The 16,837-nt window shown below is 71.2% G+C and carries 17 protein-coding genes and 2 tRNA genes; 6 read left to right on the top strand and 13 right to left on the bottom strand.

Features of this window, described 5'->3' with window-relative positions; all coding sequences use genetic code 11:
- Position 1: 1 nt before the first annotated feature.
- A complete protein-coding gene (locus JOM49_RS27140; RefSeq protein WP_209667037.1) occupies positions 2-1,021 on the top strand; it encodes an aldo/keto reductase in 1,020 nt (339 codons plus the stop codon).
- Here the strand turns inward: JOM49_RS27140 and JOM49_RS27135 are convergent.
- The 4 genes from JOM49_RS27135 to JOM49_RS27120 all read right to left on the bottom strand — a co-directional run bounded on the left by JOM49_RS27135 (position 1,018) and on the right by JOM49_RS27120 (position 6,534).
- On the bottom strand, positions 1,018-2,292 hold the full coding sequence (locus JOM49_RS27135; protein ID WP_209667036.1) for an RNA polymerase sigma factor: 1,275 nt from the start codon (positions 2,290-2,292) through the stop codon (positions 1,018-1,020). The genes JOM49_RS27140 and JOM49_RS27135 overlap by 4 nt on opposite strands.
- The gene (locus JOM49_RS27130) at positions 2,292-3,296 is read right to left on the bottom strand and encodes a helix-turn-helix transcriptional regulator (protein WP_209667035.1); all 1,005 of its coding nucleotides are present in this window, start codon (positions 3,294-3,296) and stop codon (positions 2,292-2,294) included. Before JOM49_RS27130 ends, JOM49_RS27135 begins: the two co-directional genes overlap by 1 nt.
- A 146-nt stretch (positions 3,297-3,442) precedes the next feature.
- Positions 3,443-5,698: an ATP-binding cassette domain-containing protein gene (locus JOM49_RS27125; RefSeq protein WP_209667034.1), complete on the bottom strand. Its 2,256-nt coding sequence runs from the start codon at positions 5,696-5,698 to the stop codon at positions 3,443-3,445.
- Complete coding sequence (locus JOM49_RS27120) at positions 5,698-6,534, bottom strand: NAD(P)H-binding protein (protein ID WP_209667033.1); 837 nt, start codon at positions 6,532-6,534, stop codon at positions 5,698-5,700. The genes JOM49_RS27125 and JOM49_RS27120 overlap by 1 nt, the downstream gene beginning before the upstream one ends.
- 74 nt (positions 6,535-6,608) lie before the next feature.
- Between JOM49_RS27120 and JOM49_RS27115 the strand changes: the two genes are divergently transcribed.
- The gene (locus tag JOM49_RS27115) at positions 6,609-7,427 is read left to right on the top strand and encodes a TetR/AcrR family transcriptional regulator C-terminal domain-containing protein (protein WP_209667032.1); all 819 of its coding nucleotides are present in this window, start codon (positions 6,609-6,611) and stop codon (positions 7,425-7,427) included.
- Here JOM49_RS27115 and JOM49_RS27110 read toward each other — a convergent pair.
- From JOM49_RS27110 to JOM49_RS27100, 3 genes are read right to left on the bottom strand one after another with little or no spacing between them, the layout of a single operon-like run.
- Complete coding sequence (locus JOM49_RS27110; RefSeq protein ID WP_209671636.1) at positions 7,415-7,954, bottom strand: NADPH-dependent FMN reductase; 540 nt, start codon at positions 7,952-7,954, stop codon at positions 7,415-7,417. The two genes, JOM49_RS27115 and JOM49_RS27110, sit on opposite strands and share 13 nt — an antisense overlap.
- A gap of 31 nt (positions 7,955-7,985) precedes the next feature.
- Complete coding sequence (locus JOM49_RS27105; protein ID WP_209667031.1) at positions 7,986-9,536, bottom strand: MFS transporter; 1,551 nt, start codon at positions 9,534-9,536, stop codon at positions 7,986-7,988.
- Positions 9,537-9,570: 34 nt separating this feature from the next.
- On the bottom strand, positions 9,571-9,735 hold the full coding sequence (locus tag JOM49_RS27100) for a hypothetical protein (RefSeq protein WP_209667030.1): 165 nt from the start codon (positions 9,733-9,735) through the stop codon (positions 9,571-9,573).
- Positions 9,736-9,760: 25 nt separating this feature from the next.
- Here JOM49_RS27100 and JOM49_RS27095 point away from each other — a divergent pair, with 25 nt between their 5' ends.
- Positions 9,761-10,279, top strand: coding sequence for a CGNR zinc finger domain-containing protein (locus JOM49_RS27095; protein ID WP_209667029.1), 519 nt, complete (start codon positions 9,761-9,763; stop codon positions 10,277-10,279).
- Positions 10,280-10,295: 16 nt separating this feature from the next.
- Here the strand turns inward: JOM49_RS27095 and JOM49_RS27090 are convergent.
- Positions 10,296-10,367 (bottom strand) — tRNA-Arg (locus tag JOM49_RS27090).
- A 14-nt stretch (positions 10,368-10,381) separates the two neighbouring features.
- Positions 10,382-10,454: transfer RNA gene (locus JOM49_RS27085), tRNA-Arg, on the bottom strand.
- A gap of 273 nt (positions 10,455-10,727) precedes the next feature.
- On the opposite strand from JOM49_RS27085, the gene JOM49_RS27080 reads away from it, so the two are divergent.
- On the top strand, positions 10,728-11,483 hold the full coding sequence (locus tag JOM49_RS27080; protein ID WP_209667028.1) for an SGNH/GDSL hydrolase family protein: 756 nt from the start codon (positions 10,728-10,730) through the stop codon (positions 11,481-11,483).
- A gap of 48 nt (positions 11,484-11,531) precedes the next feature.
- On the opposite strand, the gene JOM49_RS27075 is transcribed toward JOM49_RS27080, so the two are convergent.
- The 4 genes from JOM49_RS27075 to JOM49_RS27060 all read right to left on the bottom strand — a co-directional run bounded on the left by JOM49_RS27075 (position 11,532) and on the right by JOM49_RS27060 (position 14,886).
- On the bottom strand, positions 11,532-12,920 hold the full coding sequence (locus JOM49_RS27075) for an SPFH domain-containing protein (protein WP_245369492.1): 1,389 nt from the start codon (positions 12,918-12,920) through the stop codon (positions 11,532-11,534).
- A gap of 72 nt (positions 12,921-12,992) precedes the next feature.
- Positions 12,993-13,421, bottom strand: a complete 429-nt coding sequence (locus JOM49_RS27070; RefSeq protein ID WP_209667027.1) for an NfeD family protein — start codon at positions 13,419-13,421, stop codon at positions 12,993-12,995.
- A 76-nt stretch (positions 13,422-13,497) separates the two neighbouring features.
- On the bottom strand, positions 13,498-14,301 hold the full coding sequence (locus tag JOM49_RS27065) for a DUF3097 domain-containing protein (RefSeq protein WP_209667026.1): 804 nt from the start codon (positions 14,299-14,301) through the stop codon (positions 13,498-13,500).
- 51 nt (positions 14,302-14,352) lie between these two features.
- Complete coding sequence (locus JOM49_RS27060) at positions 14,353-14,886, bottom strand: TetR/AcrR family transcriptional regulator (RefSeq protein WP_245370968.1); 534 nt, start codon at positions 14,884-14,886, stop codon at positions 14,353-14,355.
- Positions 14,887-14,969: 83 nt separating this feature from the next.
- Between JOM49_RS27060 and JOM49_RS27055 the strand changes: the two genes are divergently transcribed.
- Positions 14,970-15,752 (top strand): SDR family NAD(P)-dependent oxidoreductase, encoded by a 783-nt coding sequence (locus JOM49_RS27055; protein WP_209667024.1) that lies wholly within the window; start codon positions 14,970-14,972, stop codon positions 15,750-15,752.
- Between the two features lie 43 nt (positions 15,753-15,795).
- Positions 15,796-16,758: a helix-turn-helix transcriptional regulator gene (locus JOM49_RS27050; protein ID WP_209667023.1), complete on the top strand. Its 963-nt coding sequence runs from the start codon at positions 15,796-15,798 to the stop codon at positions 16,756-16,758.
- The last annotated feature ends 79 nt before the right edge of the window (positions 16,759-16,837 follow it).

Below are 16,837 nucleotides of genomic sequence, written 5' to 3'. Positions count from 1 at the left end.
TATGACCATCATGCGATACCGCCTGCTCGGCCGCAGCGGCGTGCGAGTGTCCGAGCTCTGCCTGGGCACGATGATGTTCGGCTACCCCGACCTGGGGGTGGCGACCGCCGGTGCGGCGGCGGGCGCGCTCAAGCGGTTCGCCGAAGCGGGCGGCAACTTCCTCGACACCGCCAACCGCTACGCCGGTGGTGAGAGCGAGCGGGTGGTCGGCGAGCTGATCCGGGCGGACCGGGACTACTGGGTGCTGGGCACGAAGTACGGCCTGAGCACCGATCCGGCCGATCCGAACGCGGGTGGCACGCACCGGAAGAGCCTGCGCCGCGCGGTGGAGGACAGCCTGCGCCGCCTGGGCACCGACCACATCGACCTGTACTGGGTGCACATCTGGGACGGCTACACCCCGATCGAAGAGGTCGTCGTCGCGCTCGACGAGCTGGTGCGCTCGGGGAAGGTCCTCTACCTCGGGATCTCCGACACGCCCGCGTGGCTGGTCTCGCGCGCGGTGACCCTCGCCGAGGAACGCGGGCTCACCCCGTTCTCCGCGATCCAGGTGCCGTACAGCCTGGTGGAGCGCACGGTCGAGCGGGAGCTGCTGCCGATGGCCAAGGCGCTGGACCTGGCGGTGACCGGGTGGGCGCCGCTCGGCGGCGGGCTGCTGACCGGCCGCTACGGCTCGGACCGCGAACGCCCGGCCGACGGGCGCCGCGCGGGCAGCGAGATCTCCGAGCGGGACTTGGCCATCGCCGACGTGCTCAACGCTGTCGCCGAAGGCCGCGGTGCCAGTTCGAGTCAGGTGGCGCTGGCGTGGCTGCGCGCGCAGCAGGCGCGTGCCTTGACGATCCCGATCGTCGGTATCCGCAACGAAGCCCAGCTCGCCGACAACCTGGGGCTGGTCGACCTCGAACCGGAGGAGCTGCGGCGCCTCGACGAGGCCAGTGCCCTCTCCCCCGAGTTCCCGCACGACTTCGACGGGGAGAAGTACGCCCACGGCGACGCCGTCGTGGACTACCACCGGGGTTAGGCCGGGGCTTCTCCCCTGGCGCAGGCGGCGGCGCGGTCGGTGAGCAGGGTGCGTTCGCGTTCGTTCTTGGTCATGCCCGCCGCCCGCTCGAACTCGGCCTGGGCCTCGTCGAAGCGGCCGAGTTTGGCCAGGAAGTCCCCGCGGACCGAGGGCAGCAGGTGGTAGCTCTTCAGCGAGGGTTCTTCCAGCAGCGGGTCGACCAGGGCGAGCCCGGCGGCTGGGCCGAAGGCCATCGAGTGCGCGACGGCCCGGTTCAGCTCCACCACCGGGGAGCCGGACAGGCCGGCGAGTTCGTCGTAGAGCTGGGTGATGCGCCGCCAGTCGGTGTCCTCGGCGGTGCGGGCGCGGGCGTGGCAGGCGACGATCGCGGCCTGCAGCCCGTACGGGCCGAGCGCGGGGCCCGCCGCTTCGGCTCGTTCCAGCGCGTCGAGCCCGCGGCGGATGAGCAGCTGGTCCCAGCGGGTGCGGTCCTGGTCGAGCAGCAGCACCGGTTCGCCGTGGGGGCCGACGCGTGCGCGGGAGCGGGAAGCCTGGATCTCCATCAGCGCGACCAGGCCGTGCACCTCGGCTTCCTTCGGGGCCAGCTCGGCGAGGACCCGGCCGAGCCGCAGCGCTTCCTCGCACAGGGCGGGCCGCAGCCAGTCGTCGCCCGCGGTGGCCGAGTAGCCCTCGTTGAAGATCAGGTAGATCACTTCGAGCACCGAGGCGAGGCGTTCGGCGCGCTCGGCTTCCTCGGGGACCTCGAACGGCACCTTCGCCTCGGCCAGGGTGCGCTTGGCGCGGACGATCCGCTGCTGCACGGTCGATTCCGAGGACAGGAAGGCGCGGGCGATCTCCTTGGAGGTCAGCCCGCCGAGCATGCGCAGGGTGAGCGCGACCCTGGCTTCGGTGCTCAGTACCGGGTGGCAGGCGGTGAACACCAGGCGCAGCAGGTCGTCGCCGATGTCGTCGCCGTTGAGCACGGCGTCCTCGGGCGCGTTGGGCGCGTCGGTCTCCATGTCGTGGCCGAGCACCTCGATCTTGCGCTCGAGGGTCTCGCGGCGGCGGACCTGGTCGATGCCACGGCGTTTGGCGATGGTCATCAGCCAGGCGCCGGGGTTGCGCGGCACGCCGCTTTCCGGCCACTGCTCGAGCGCGGCCACCAGTGCGTCCTGGGCCAGTTCCTCGGCGAGGCCGACGTCGCGCACCATCCTGGCCAGCCCGGCGATGAGCCTGGCCGCTTCGATCCGCCAGACCGCCTCGATCGCGGCGTGCGTTTCGGTAGCCGTCATCACCGAATCACAGCATCCCCGTCGCCGCCCTCGCAAGCGACCCCACTGGCGCGGCCCGCCCTGCCCGCGATCTCCCGCAGGTGCCCGATCAGCTCGGGTGGCCCGTGCACCTCGAACTCGCAGCCGAGCATCACCAGCCGGGAGGCGAGCCATTCCAGGGTGTCGCCGTATCCGCGCAGGCGGCAGGTGTGCTCGTCGATCGGTTCGAGGGTGCCCGCGGGGTCGCCGAGGCGGGCGCGGGCCTGCTCGATCGGCAGGTGCAGGGTGGCGTCGGCTTCGTAGACGGGGACGAGGGAGTACATCCGGCTGGTGAGGAACTCGGCCGCGTCGCCGCCGGGCAGTTCGCGGGGCTGGGCGCGGGCACCGGTGGCGAGGGGGTCGCGGACGCGGTCGGCGCGGTAGATGCGCCAGTCGTCACGCTCGAGGTCGAAGGCGACCAGATACCATCGGCGCCCGGCGGAGACCAGGCGGTGTGGCTCGGCGTGGCGTTTGCCGTCGGCGCCTTCGTTGGTGAGGTAGGCGAAGCGCAGCCGTTCACGGTTGGCGATCGCCGCGGCGATCGTGGTCAGCACGGCCGGGTCGACCATCGAGGTGCCCGGGGTCAGCGTGGGCACGGTGGCGCCGCTGAGCGCGCCCACGCGGTACCGCAGGCGTGAGGGCAGCACCTGTTCGAGTTTGGTCAGCGCCCGCACCGACGCTTCCTCGATGCCGGTGATCGCGTTGCCCGCCGCGGTGCGCAGGCCGAGGGTGATGGCGACGGCTTCCTCGTCGTCGAGCAGCAGCGGCGGGATGGCCGCCCCGGCGACGAGGCGGTAGCCGCCTTCGGCACCCATGCTGGCTTCGACCGGGTACCCGAGGTCGCGCAGCCGGTCGACGTCACGCCGGATGGTGCGCGGGCTGACCCCGAGGCGCCCGGCCAGCTCGCTGCCGGACCATTCACGCGGCGTCTGCAGCAGCGAGAGCAGGCTGAGCAGCCGTGCGGTGGCGGGCTTGGCGTCGGTCATGACGCCCAGCATGCCAGCGGTCTAGGACAGCTCCGGTCCTACTTGTCAACAGCCCTGCCGGGCGCTTCAGCCCTTGCCGCGCAGTGGCAGGCCCGAGGACGGCCTCAGCCTGGATCCGGGCTGAGGCCGTCCTCGGGTCGAGCCGGTCAGGCGGACAGGTCCCGCCGCAGGAATTCGGCGGTGTGGGAGCCGGTGGTGCGCAGCAGGTCCGCGGGCGGGCCTTCGAACAACACGGTTCCGCCGCCGCTGCCGCCTTCGGGGCCGAGGTCGACGATCCAGTCGGCGTTGCGGACGACGTCGAGGTTGTGCTCGATGACGATCACCGTGTTCCCCCGGTCCACCAGTCGTTCCATGATCTCCAGCAGGTGCCCGACGTCGGACATGTGCAGCCCGGTGGTCGGCTCGTCCATCACGTACACCGAGCCCGCCTTGTGCAGTTCGGTGGCGAGCTTGATGCGCTGGCACTCGCCCCCGGACAGCGTGCTCAGCGGCTGCCCCAGTTTCAGGTAGTCCAGCCCGACGTCGTTGACCGCGCGCAGCACCTCCCGCAGTTTCTTCTCGGTGAAGAACTCGACGGCCTCGGCCGCGGTCATCTCCAGCACGTCGCTGATCGACCGGCCGCGCAGCTTGTGCTCGAGCACGTCGTCGGAGAACCGCCGCCCGCGGCAGATCTCGCACACCGACTTCAGCCCGTCCATGAACGCCAGGTCGGTGTAGATCACCCCGAGGCCCTGGCAGTTCTCGCAGGCGCCCTTGGAGTTGGCGCTGAACAGCGACGGGCTGACGCCGCTGGCCTTGGCGAACAGCTTGCGGATGCCGTCGAGCAGGCCGGTGTAGGTCGCCGTGTTCGACCGCCGCGAGGTGCCGACGGCGGCCTGGTCGATCACGATGGCGTCCGGGTGCTCGGCGAGGAACGCGTCGTTGACCAGTGAGCTCTTGCCCGAGCCCGCCACCCCGGTGACCACGGTGAGCACCCCGGCCGGGAAGTTCACCGTGACGTTCTTGAGGTTGTGGCTGGTGGCGCCGGCGACGGTGAACCAGCCCGACGGCGACCGCGGCGAGGTCTTGAGCGGTAGCCGGTCACGCAGGAACCGCCCGGTCAGCGTGTCGGCCTTGGCCAGCTCGGCGACGCTGCCCTCGAAGACGACCTCGCCGCCGCGTGCTCCGGCGTGCGGGCCCATGTCCACCACGTGGTCGGCGATCGCGATCACGTCGGGGTCGTGTTCCACCACGAGCACGGTGTTGCCCTTGTCCCGCAACTTGATCAGCAGCTCGTTGAGCCGGTGCACGTCCCGCGCGTGCAGCCCGACGCTGGGCTCGTCGAAGATGTACATCATTTCGATCAGGCTGCTGGACAGGTGCCGGACCATCTTGATCCGCTGGGACTCCCCGCCCGAGAGCGTGGTGGTCTCGCGGTCCAGGCTGAGGTAGCCCAGGCCGATGGCGACCAGGTTGCCGATCCGGTCGACGAGGCTGTCCAGCACGGTCTTCGCGGTGGGCACCTCGAGCTTGCCGAGCACGGTGACCAGCTCACCGGTCTCCATCGCGGTGAAGTCGGCGATGTTGTAGCCCTCGATGCGGCAGTCGAGCGCGGCCCGGCTGAGCCGGGTGCCCTCGCACGCAGGGCACACCCGGGTGGTGACGAACCGCAGGAAGATCTCGCGGTTGCGGTCGGACATGCCGTCCTTCTTGATGTAGAGCCGGGTGAACCGGTCCACCAGGCCCTCGTACCTGGCGTTCATCGACCCGCCCTGCCACTGCATGACGAGCTTGCCCTCGCCGTGCAGGAGCTGCTGCCACTCGGCTTCGCCGTAGTCGGTCAGCGGCTTGTCGTTGTCGAAGTACCCGGAGCCGGTGTAGGTGCCCAGCACCCAGCCGCCGACGGCGAAGTCGGGGTGCTGGACCGCGCCCTCGTTCAGCGACTTCGACCGGTCGAGGAACTTGTCCAGGTCCAGTTGCACGGCCCGGCCGAGGCCGTCGCACTCCGGGCACATGCCCTGCGGGTCGTTGAAGGAGAAGGCGTTGGAGTACCCGGCGGGCGGCTGCCCTGCCCGGGAGAACAGCAGGCGCAGCAGCGGGTTGATGTCGGTGATGGTGCCCACGGTCGAGCGGGAGTTCCCGCCGAGCCGCTTCTGGTCGATGATGATCGCGGCCGAGATGTTCTCGATCTCGTCGAGGTCGGGCTGGCCGTAGCTGGGCAGGAAGTTCCGCGCGAACGCGGTGAAGGTTTCGTTGAGCTGGCGCTGGGCCTCGGCGGCGATGGTGTCGAAGACCATCGAGGACTTGCCGGAGCCGGACACGCCGGTGAACACGGTGATCTGCCGCTTGGGGATGTCCAGCGACACGTTCTTGAGGTTGTTCTCCCTGGCTCCGGTGATCCGGATGTGGTCGGTCTGCGGCATCAGCGGAAGGCCTCGGCGTTGTCGGCGGCCCACTGCGCGTAGGTGGTGCCGGGGTGTCCCATCAGTTCTTCGTACCCGGGTTCGGGTACCTGCGGGTGTTCGGTGGCTTCGGCGAACCCGTCGAGCAGCCAGTCGGCCACTTCGGCGGGGATGCCGTAGCCGAGCCAGCGCTCGCGGTGTTCCTCCCTGGTCAGCTCGTGGAACCGGATGCCGGTGCCCAGTGCGGCGGCGATGGCCTCGACCTGCCCGGCCTGGGTGATCGACTCCGGGCCGCTGAGCGGGTACCTGCGGCCGGTGTGCCCGCTTTCGGTGAGCACCTTCGCCGCGACCCTGGCGATGTCACGCAGGTCGATCGGGGTCTGCGCGGCGTGCGGGTAGGCCGAGCTGACCGTCCCGCTGGCCTTGATCTCGTCCGCCCAGCCCAGCGTGTTGTTGGCGAACACACCGGGCCGGACGAAGGTCCAGTCGAAACCCGCGGCCTCCACCGCGCGCTCGACCTTGATGTAGTGGGCTCCGCTGGAGCCCTCGCGTTCCTCTTCGTCGGCGTTGCTGCCCGACAGCGCCACCACCCGGCCCACGCCGGCCTCCAGCGCCAGCGCGGTGAAGTCCTCCACCGTGTCCGGCAGCGGTGCCAGGTAGACCGCGTCGATCCCCTTCAGCGCGGCGGGCAGGGTGGTCGGCCGCCCGAGGTAGCCGGTGACCACCTCCACTTCGGGCGGCAGAGCCGCCTTCTCCGGGTTCACGGTCAACGCCCGTACCGGCGCCCCCAGTGCCACCAGTTCGTCGACGACCAGGCGTCCGACGCTGCCGGTGGCTCCCGTGACCAGAATCGTCACTGTGCCCCACTCCTTTTCGTATCCCGTACGAGAACAACTAGCGTACACCATACGGGAATGTAGGATCCAGTCTCGTGACGGTGGAACACAGTGGTGGTGGTGACCCGGACCGCAGCCTGCGGCTGCTCTGGCGGGACCGGCACGCCGAGCCGGAGCCCGCCAGGGGCCGCAAGCCGCGGCTGAGCCTGGAGGTGATCGTCGCCGCGGCGATCCGGATCGCCGACGCCGACGGCCTGCCCGCGGCGTCGATGCACCGGGTGGCCAAGGAGCTGGGCGCGGGCACGATGACGCTCTACTCCTATGTGCCGGCGAAGGACGAATTGCTCGATCTGATGGTCGACGCGGTGCTGTGCGAGTACGCCCTGCCGGGTCCGGGTGAGCCGCGGCCGCCGTGCTGGCGCGAGCAGGTCGAGCTGTACTCCGAGCGCACGCGGCAGACCTACCGGCGTCACCCGTGGCTGCGGCAGGTGTCGATGACGCGGCCCGCGCTGGGGCCGGGGATGATGCGCCGCCAGGAGTACCTGCTGTCCGCGCTGGCCGGGATCGGGCTGACGCACCGGCAGATGGCCGCGGCGGCGAACAGCATCGCGACCTTCGTGAACTCGAACGCCGCGGTCGAGGCCGACACCGCCCACCTGGAGCGGGTCACCGGGCAGAGCACCGACACCTGGTGGCACCAGCGGCAATCCTTCTGGGAGAACTACTTCGACACCGAGGCCAATCCGACCATCGTCGAGGTGTGGGAGAACGAGGGCTTCGAGCTGGGTGCGCGTGAAGCGGCGGCCGAGGCCTACGACTTCGGGCTCCACCGGCTGCTCGACGGGATCGAGGCGCTGGTGGGCCGGGGGAAGCCGGGCGAGGGCCTCCCCCGGGCCGCCGATCAGGTGCCGTAGGCGTGCTCGGCGCGGGCCGCGCGCAGCGCCCGCGCCCACCACACCAGTTGCCCGAGCAGGACCGCGGCCGCGTCGTTGACCGCCTTGGCGTCCTTGGGTTCGCCGTCGGGGGTGAACTGCGCGCCGGCGCCGTGGAAGCTGACGGTCTCGCGCACGGTGACCGCGTGCAGTTCGGCCAGCACGACCCGCAGGGCTTCGACCGCACGCAGGCCGCCGGAGAGCCCGCCGTAGCTGACGAACGCGACCGGTTTGCCGCGCAGTTCCGTGCCGATCGAGTCCAGCGCGGTCTTCAGCGGTCCGGGGAAGCTGTGGTTGTACTCCGGGGTGAGAATCACCAGCCCGTCCGCGGCACCCAGGCGCGCGGACAGTTCCGCGCCGGGGAACGGGAGCTGCGCCAGGTCGACGAGGTCCACGACGATCTTCGGGTGGAGCGCGGCCTGGCCGGTGAACCAGTCCGCGACCACCGGGGCGAACCGTCCTTTGCGGACACTGGCGACGAGTACGGCTATCCGGAAGCGCTCGGACATGAACAGGCCTTTCTTCGGGTTTTCCAGTGGGTCAGTGGACACGGGTTCGCTCGGGTGCGGCCGGTTCGGTGACGGGCCGGAGCAGGACGACGGCGAGGACGGCCAGGCAGGCGGTGAGCGCGGCGCTGATCCAGGAGTTGACGTGGAAGCCGTCGGTGAACGCCGCCCTGGCGGCGGTGAGCAGCTGATCAGCGGTGCCTGCGGGCAGTTCGGCGGCCACGGTGACCGCGCCGCCGAGGGTGTCGTGCGCGACGGTGGCCAGTTCGGGCGGGACCCCCGCCGGGGTGCCTTCGGTGACGCCGACCCGGTAGACCGCGGTGCCGATGCTGCCGAGCAGCGCGATACCCAGTGCCATGCCGAGTTCGCTGCCGGTCTCGGACAGCGCGGAGGCGGCGCCGGTGCGCTCGGGTGGCGCGGAACCCATGATCAGGTCGGCGGTGACGGTCATCGCGGGGCCGAACCCGAAGGACAGCAGGCCGAACCCGGCGACCACGGCACCGATGCCCGAGTCGGGCCCGGTGAAGGTGAGCAGCACGAATCCGGCCACCGCGAGGACCAGGCCGCCGCCGAGCACGTGGGCGGCGCGGACGCGGCGGACGATGGCCGGGGCCAGCATGGTGCCGGCCACACCGGCCACTGTGGACGGAACCGTCCACAGCCCGGCCTCCAGCGGGGACAGCCCGAGCACCAGTTGCAGGTACTGGGCCACGAAGAAGAACCCGCCGGCGATGCCGAACACCGCCAGCGTCTGCACGGTGATCGAGGCGGTGAAGCCACGGTGGGCGAACAGGCCGAGGTCCAGCAACGGTTCGTCCAAGGTGCGCTGACGGCGCAGGAAGGTGTAGCCGAGCGCCAGCCCGCCGGCGAAGGCGAGCACGGCGGTCCAGTCGAACCCGGTCTCGGCGAACTTCTTCAGCCCGTAGACGGTGGCCAGCATGCCGCTCAGCGACAGCGCGACGCTGGCGAGGTCCACCCGGCCGGCGCCGTCGTTGCGGCTTTCGGGCAACAGCAGCGGGCCGAAGACCAGCAGGAGCAGCATGACCGGTACGCCGAGCAGGAACACCGAGCCCCACCAGAAGTTCTCCAGCAGGACCGCGCCGAGCAGCGGGCCGAGCGCGCTGCCCGCGGTGAAACTGGTCATCCACACCGAGATGGCGACGGTGCGCTGCGCGGGGTCGTGGAAGAGGTTGCGGATCAGCGACATGGTCGAGGGCATCAGGGTGGCCCCGGCGATGCCGAGCGCGGCCCGCGCGAGGATCAGCATCTCCGCGCTGACGGAGAAGGCCGCCACCGCCGAGGCCACGCCGAACGCGGCGCCGCCGATCAGCAGCAGCTTGCGCCGCCCGATCCGGTCGCCGAGCGTGCCCATGGTGATCAGGAACCCGGCGATCAGGAAGCCGTAGATGTCGTTGATCCACAGCAACTGGGTGCCGGTGGGCCGCAGGTCCGCGCTCAGCGCCGGGACGGCCAGCCCGAGGACGTTCATGTCCAGTGCGATCAGCAGCGTGGGCAGGGCGAGGGTGGCCAGCCCCAGCCATTCCCGCCTGCCCGCTCGGGGCGGGGCGTGCTCGTGTGGGCTCATGGAGCCGACGGTAGAACCTAAACCATAGTTGAGGTCAATGCGTGCCGGTCGCGCCGATCACGTGCTCGCCGAGGCGGACCAGCCAGCTGCCGCAGGCGCAGCGCCGGTAGCTGAGCGTGCCCTCCCCGGTGCGGTGACGGGAAGCGGGAGCGGATTCCTCGGCGGGACGGCCGCAGCGAGGGCAGGATTCGGTGTTCACCGCTCCAGCGTGCTGTAATGGTTCAGTGCACTTCAACCCTTACGGCGGTTCCGCGGCCCAGGTGGCCGCCGGGCTGGTCAACCTCGGGCACGCCCCGGCGGCGGAGCTGGTGGCGATGATGCGCTCGCACGGGATGTCGTTGCGGCGCTTGAGCGCGGCCGACGCCGCGGCGGTGGCGGACTGGGGCGACCGGCTGCGCCCGGTGTTCGCCGAGTCCGATGTGGACAAGCGGGTGGACGTGGTGAACGAGCTGCTCGCGGATTCGGCGTGCCGCCCGTTCATCTCACGGCACGACGGGCTGGCCGCGCACCTGCACTACGCCAGCGAGGAGTCGGGCGCGGTCCGGCGGTTGCAGGCCTACACCGCGGGCGGACTGGCGCACCTGCTCTGCGAGGAGCCCGAACGCCTGGGCACCTGCGACCGCCCGGGTTGCGGCACCGTCTACGTCGACACCTCCCGCAACGGCCGCCGCCGCTACTGCACCACGAAGTGCGCCACACGCGTCTACGTCGCCGAACACCGCGACCGCCGCCGCGCCGGTTGAGCACCCCGCGCCTGCGCGCCCCCGCCGGGAGTCGAACCCGGGTCTCCGGCTTCGGAAGCCGGTGTCGTCTCCGCTGGACCACAGGGGCCGAACGATGTGCCGCACCCCCGGCAGGGATCGAACCTGCGACCCCATGATTCGTAGTCATGTGCTCTGTCCGCTGAGCTACGGGGGTAGATGGTGAGGCCGGAAAAGAGAAAACCGCCCGGCCGGTGTGTTCCGGTGGGCGGTTCCGTGGGAAGCCGAGGACTCAGCCTCGGCGGGTTCGGGAACCGCGCTTGACTCGCCGTCGCGTGGTGGTCATGGCTGCCCCCTTCCCCGTGCTGTGGTGAGCCCAGTCTGGACCGGCGGGCGCAGGGCGGGCAACCGGTTTTCCCGGGGGTGACCCCGGCCACGGGTGATCGGCGGTGCCCGCCGGCCCGCTCGGCCGGGATGGCACCATGGTGAGGTGAGCAAGCGCTTAGTTGCAGTGGGCGACTCCTTCACCGAGGGAGTCGGGGACGACGATCCCGCGTCGCCGAACGGGGTGCGGGGGTGGGCCGACCGGGTCGCCGAGGTGCTCGCGGCCGGGGACGAGGAGTTCCGGTACGCCAACCTCGCGGTGCGTGGCCGGTTGCTCCGGCCGATCCTGGCCGAGCAGGTGGAGCCGGCGCTGGACCTCAAACCCGATCTGGTCACGCTCTACGCGGGCGGCAACGACCTGATGCGGCCCAAGGTGGACATCGACGCCCTGATGGAGCTCTACGACGACGCCGTCGCGCGGCTGACCGCGACCGGCGCGGTGGTGGTGCTGTTCACCGGGGTGGACGGGGTCGGGGACGCGTTGTTCCGCAAGATGCGCGGGCGGGTGGCCATCTACAACGAGTTCGTCCGCGAGATCTCCGCGCGCCACGGCACGCTGCTGGTGGACATGTGGGCGATGCGGCAGTTGCGGGACCGGCGGCTGTGGGCGCCCGACCGGCTGCACCTGAACTCGCTGGGACACCAGGAGATCGCGATCGCGGTGCTGGACGCCCTGGGCGCCGCGCACCCGCTGGAAGGGGTCGCGCTGGGACCGGCGGAGACGGCGACCGCGCGGATCCGCCGCCGGGAGAACCTGCGGTGGGCGCGGGAGCACGCGCTGCCGTGGGTGGGCAGGCGCCTGCGGGGCGAGTCCTCCGGGGACAACCTGCGGCCCAAGCGCCCGGAGCTGGGCCCGTACTGACCGGGAAACGAACGAGGGTGGCTCCCCTGGGGAAGCCACCCTCGCCGGTCACTGCTGTCGCGGCGGACCCGAGTACGGCCCGTTGCCGGGGCCCTGCCCGGGGAACGGCCCGCTCGGCGGGTTCTGCGGCGGAGGCGGCTGCTGCTGGTAGGGCGGCTGTGCCTGCGGGAACGGCCGCGCCGGGCGCTGCTGCTGCGACGGCGGCAACTGCGCGGGCTGCTCCGGCGACGGGGCCGGCGGCTGCTGGCGCTCGGTCGGTTCCGGCTCGGCCTGCGGCTCGGTGTCCCCGCGCAGCGCGGCGAGCGCCGGCGGGGTGGTGCGCGGCGCGGTCAGCGGGCTCGGCACTTCCTGCCGGGCCACGGCTTCGGCGGCGCGGACCGCTTCGGCGACCCGCGGGTCGGTGGAGGTGTCGAACCAGTCGGCCACCTCTTCGTCCTCGACCGGCGGGCGCTCGGCGTCGTCGTAGGCGGGCGGCTCGTAGCGGAACACCCCGTCGTCGCCGGGCGTGCCGAGCGAGCGGGCGAACCCTTCGAGCGCCTTGCCGTAGTCGCTGGGCACCATCCAGACCTTGTTCGAGTCGCCCTGCGCCATCTGCGGCAGCGTCTGCAGGTACTGGTAGGCCAGCACCTCGGGCGTCGGGCGCCCGGCCTTGATCGCGGCGAACACCTTCTCGATGGCCTTGGCCTGCCCCTGCGCCTGCAGGTAGCGGGCGGCCCGCTCACCCTGGGCCCGCAGGATCCGCGACTGCCGCTCGGCCTCGGCGGCCAGGATCGCCGCCTGCTTGGCACCCTCGGCGGCGAGGATCTGGCTCTGCTTCTGCCCTTCCGCGGTCTTGATCGCGGACTCCCGCTGCCCTTCGGCGGTCAGGATCATCGCGCGCTTCTCCCGGTCGGCGCGCATCTGCTTTTCCATCGAGTCCTGAATGGACGGCGGCGGGTCGATCGCCTTCAGCTCCACGCGGGCCACACGGATGCCCCAGCGGCCGGTGGCCTCGTCGAGCACGCCGCGCAGCTGGCCGTTGATCTGGTCGCGCGAGGTCAGCGTCTCTTCCAGGCTCATGCCACCGACCAGGTTCCGCAGCGTGGTGGTGGTCAACTGCTCGACACCGACGATGTAGTTCGAGATCTCGTAGACCGCCGCGCGGGAGTCGGTGACCTGGAAGTAGACCACCGTGTCGATGGACACCGTCAGGTTGTCCTGGGTGATCACCGGCTGGGGCGGGAAGGAGACCACCTGTTCACGCAGGTCGATCCGGGCGCGCACCTTGTCCAGGAACGGGACCAGGAAGTTCAGGCCGGGCGCGGCCACGGTGCGGAATCTGCCCAGTCGCTCGATCACCGCCGACTGCGCCTGCGGGACCACCATGATCGCCTTCGCGACGGTGACGATCACCAGCAGCACCACGATCGCGACGACGATTAACGCTGCGGTTGACAAGTTCGTCTCCCCTGTTCGTTCGGTGCGGCGCTCAGCCCGCTGCCGCGGGGCTCACCTTAGCGACGCCGGTCCTCACAGCTCGGCCGACACGACCGCCGTGGCCCCGGAGATCTCGACCACGGTCACCCTGGTCCCCGGCTCGAGCACCTGGCCCTCGGTGAAGCAGCGGGCCGACCAGACGTCGCCGCCCAGCTTGACCTGGCCGCTTTCGATGTCCACAGTGGACAGCACAACGGCCTTGGCGCCGATCAGCGCGTCGGCGTTGGTCTTGTGGTCGGGGCCGGAGAGGAAGCGGCGCTTGAGCGCCGGGCGGACCACGCCGACCAGCCCGACCGAGGCCACCGCGAACACCGCGACCTGCACGTAGACGTTGTCGGTGAGCAGCGCCGAACCGGCGCCGACCAGGCCGCCGAGGCCGATCATCAGCAGCATGAAATCCCCGGACAGAACCTCCGCGGCGATGAGCGCCAACCCGGCCACGAACCAGATGAGTGCTGCCATGGCGTCCATGTTGGCAGATAGATCGGCTTCACACTGAGTGAGCGACTGGACGTGACCTACGCGTGATCTGCCGGATTCACCCTTCCGGCGGTGGCGCGACGAAGTCGATGAGCCGCTCCACCGCGCCGATCAGCGGCGTTTCCAGATCGCGGTAACTGCGCACTCCGCCGAGCACCCTGGCCCAGCCCTCGTACGGCTCGCCCCAGCCGAGCGCTTCGCAGATGCCTTCCTTCCACGGCAGGCCCTTCGGGATCTCCGGCCAGGCGCGGATGCCGACCGAAGCCGGCTTGACCGCCTGCCAGATGTCGACGTACGGGTGCCCGGTGACCAGCACGTGCTCGTCGTGGATCGCTTCCACCAGACGGGATTCCTTGCTGCCGGGCACCAGGTGGTCCACCAGCACGCCGAGGCGCCGCTCCGGGCCGGTGCCGAACTCCTCGATCATCCCGGCGAGCACGTCGACCCCGTCGAGTGGTTCGACCACCACGCCTTCGACGCGCAGGTCGTGACCCCACACGCGTTCGACCAGTTCGGCGTCGTGCTTGCCCTCGACCCAGATGCGCGAGTCACGCGCGGTGCGGGCCCGCAGCCCGGCCACCTTCACCGAGCCGGACGCCGACGCCGCGGCCTTGGCCGGTCCGGCCTTCGCGGGCACCAGCGTGACCGGTTTGCCCTCCAGCAGGAACCCGGCGCGGCTGAGCGGGAACACGCGGTGCTTGCCGTGGCGGTCTTCGAGCACCACCGTGCCGTGCTCGAGCCGGACCACCGCACCGCAGAACCCGCCCGGCTCCTCGACCACCAGGCCGGGTTCGGCGGGCACCTCGGGGATCACGCGCTTGCGCGGCCCGGCGAGGACGTCGTCATAGGAATGGGAGCGCACGCCGGGCAACGGTAGCCACGAGCCCACCCCATCGGTGGACGCCACGCCGGTTCAGCGCGCACGCAACCCGTCGAGCACGAACCCCAGTTGCCGCCGCCAGCCGCCGGGTTCGAGTTCCACGATCCGGCCCAGCGCCAGGATCTGCAGGCCCAGGTCCTGCCCGGTGACCTCGGGCCGCAGGCTGCCCTCGTCGTGGGCGCGCCGCACGATCGGCGCGACCGCCTCGGCCAGGTGACTGCGGCAGGCGTCGGCCGCGGCGGAGGCCTCGGCGCTGGTCACCCCGTCGAGCACCGCCTTGTGCCGCGCCATGGTCGCCAGCGTCTGCTCGAGGAACCCGGCGAGCCCGGCCCAGGCGTCCTCGGCGGCCAGCGCGCGCTCGACGATGCCCGGCCACTCCCCCAGGTCCTTTTCCAGCACCGCGCCGACCAGGTCGTCCTTGGTCGGGAAGTGCCGGTACACCGTGCCGACGCCGACCCCGGCGGCCTTGGCGATGTCGCGGATCTCGGCATCGAGCCCGCGCTGGTCGAACTCCTTCGCCGCCGCGGCGAGCACCAGCTCCCGGTTGCGGGCGGCATCCCTGCGCATCACGCCGCCCATCCTAGCGTTGCGGAACCCTGGTTCCGTTACGTACGATCCGGAACCGTAGTTCCGGAAACTGGAGGGCACCCATGAAGACGATCGTGATCACCGGCGGCACCGACGGCCTCGGATACGCACTGGCCCGCAAACGGCTCGACGCGGGCGACACCGTGGTGGTGATCGGCCGCAGCCGGGACAAGTTCGCCACCCTCGGCGGCGGCGAATTCCTACGCGCCGACCTCACCCTGATCAGCGAAAACCGGCGCGTGCTCGACGAACTGCGCGAACGGCCCATCGACGCACTCGTGCTCGCCGCCGCCTACGCGAACTTCCCCCGCGTCACCACCGCCGAGGGCATCGAGCACAACTTCGCCCTCTACCACCTCAGCAGGCACCTGCTCGCCGACGGACTCCACGAGCAACTGCGCGCCGCACCCGCCCCGGTCATCGTCGACACCACCGTGCCAGGCGCCCCCGCCGACGCGATCAACTGGGACGACGTGAACTTCGAGCACGGCTACACCTGGAAAGCCGCCAACCTCCAGAGCCGCCGCGCCACCTTCCTGCGCGCCGCCGCCCGCACCGGCGTCCCCCACGTGCTGATCAACCCCGGTTTCGTCCGCACCAGCCACCAAGGCTCACTCACCGGGGTCCGCCGCACCCTGGTTTCCCTGCTCGCCCGCGTCGCCGGCACCACCCCCGAGCGCGCCGTCGAACCACTCGACGCGCTCATCGACCACCCACCCGCCGAGAACCTCAGCGCCTACCAGGGCCGCAAGCGGCTACCGGTGGACATCGACACCGCGACCCTCGCCGACGCCGAACGACTCGCCGCACTGACCGACCGGCTGCTCGACCCGGCCGGCCGGTGAACGCGGAACGAAGCTTTCCGCGATCGGTGCCAGACTGCGTCCCATGCTCGAGACCTCCGCCCGCCTGCTCCGCCTGCTCTCCCTGCTGCAGGCCACCCGCGAGTGGACCGGCCCCCAACTGGCCGACCGGCTCGGCGTGTCCACCCGCACCGTGCGCAAGGATGTCGAACGGCTCCGCGAACTCGGCTACCCCGTCAACGCCCAGCCCGGCGCCGCGGGCGGCTACCGCCTCGGCGCCGGCGCCCGCATGCCACCCCTGCTGCTCGACGACGAAGAAGCCGTCGCCATCGTGGTCGGCCTGCGCACCGCCACCGGCGGACTCGAGGAAAGCTCACTGCGGGCCCTCACCAAACTCGAACACGTGCTGCCGTCCCGGCTCCGCCACCGCGTCACCACCCTCCAGGCCGCCACCGTCGCCGCACCCGACCACCGCGCCCCCGTCGACCCCGGCGTGCTCACCACCATCGCCGCCGCCTGCCGCGACCACGAACGCCTCCGCTTCGACTACCAGCGCCACGACGGCACCACCACCCGCCGCGACGCCGAACCCCACCGGCTCGTGCATGCCCGCGGCCGCTGGTACCTCGTCGCCTGGGACACCGCCCGCACCGACTGGCGCACCTACCGCGTCGATCGCCTCGCCCCCAGAACCCCCAACGGCCCACGCTTCACCCCCCGCGAAGCACCCCACCCCGACCTCGCCACCTACGTCACCGACGGCGTGAACACCGCCTACCAGCGCATCCGCGCCACCATCCGCCTCCACGGCCCCGCCCAACACTTCACCGACCACCTCGCCCCCGGCTGGGGCACCCTCGAAGCCGTCGACGAGCACAGCTGCCTGTTCCACACCGCCACCGACTCACTCGACCTGCTCGCCCTCTACCTCGGCATGCTCCGCACCGACTTCGACGTCGTCACCCCACCCGAACTCACCCACCACCTGCGCACCCTCGGCCACCGCTACCTACGCGCCGCCGACCCCGCGCCAGAACCTCCAACGTAGAACTCGGCTGCACGAACGCGAAGTTCGGCTGCACGAGTGTGAGGTTCGGCTGCACCAACGTGGGACTCGCCAGGAGAAG

This window comes from Amycolatopsis magusensis, assembly GCF_017875555.1.
GTDB classification, from domain to species: Bacteria; Actinomycetota; Actinomycetes; order Mycobacteriales; family Pseudonocardiaceae; genus Amycolatopsis; species Amycolatopsis magusensis.
Note: the sequence above shows the minus strand (reverse complement) of the source record. Positions and strands in the feature narration are given on the sequence as shown.

Coding starts and splice junctions, on each gene's coding strand:
- JOM49_RS27055 (WP_209667024.1), top strand. CDS start 14,970: ATGAAGACGATCGTGATCACCGGCGGCACCGACGGCCTCGGATACGCA.
- JOM49_RS27060 (WP_245370968.1), bottom strand. CDS start 14,886: ATGCGCAGGGATGCCGCCCGCAACCGGGAGCTGGTGCTCGCCGCGGCG.
- JOM49_RS27070 (WP_209667027.1), bottom strand. CDS start 13,421: ATGGCAGCACTCATCTGGTTCGTGGCCGGGTTGGCGCTCATCGCCGCG.
- JOM49_RS27125 (WP_209667034.1), bottom strand. CDS start 5,698: ATGCCGCAGACCGACCACATCCGGATCACCGGAGCCAGGGAGAACAAC.
- JOM49_RS27050 (WP_209667023.1), top strand. CDS start 15,796: ATGCTCGAGACCTCCGCCCGCCTGCTCCGCCTGCTCTCCCTGCTGCAG.
- JOM49_RS27135 (WP_209667036.1), bottom strand. CDS start 2,292: ATGACGGCTACCGAAACGCACGCCGCGATCGAGGCGGTCTGGCGGATC.
- JOM49_RS27140 (WP_209667037.1), top strand. CDS start 2: ATGACCATCATGCGATACCGCCTGCTCGGCCGCAGCGGCGTGCGAGTG.
- JOM49_RS27130 (WP_209667035.1), bottom strand. CDS start 3,296: ATGACCGACGCCAAGCCCGCCACCGCACGGCTGCTCAGCCTGCTCTCG.
- JOM49_RS27110 (WP_209671636.1), bottom strand. CDS start 7,954: ATGTCCGAGCGCTTCCGGATAGCCGTACTCGTCGCCAGTGTCCGCAAA.
- JOM49_RS27105 (WP_209667031.1), bottom strand. CDS start 9,536: ATGAGCCCACACGAGCACGCCCCGCCCCGAGCGGGCAGGCGGGAATGG.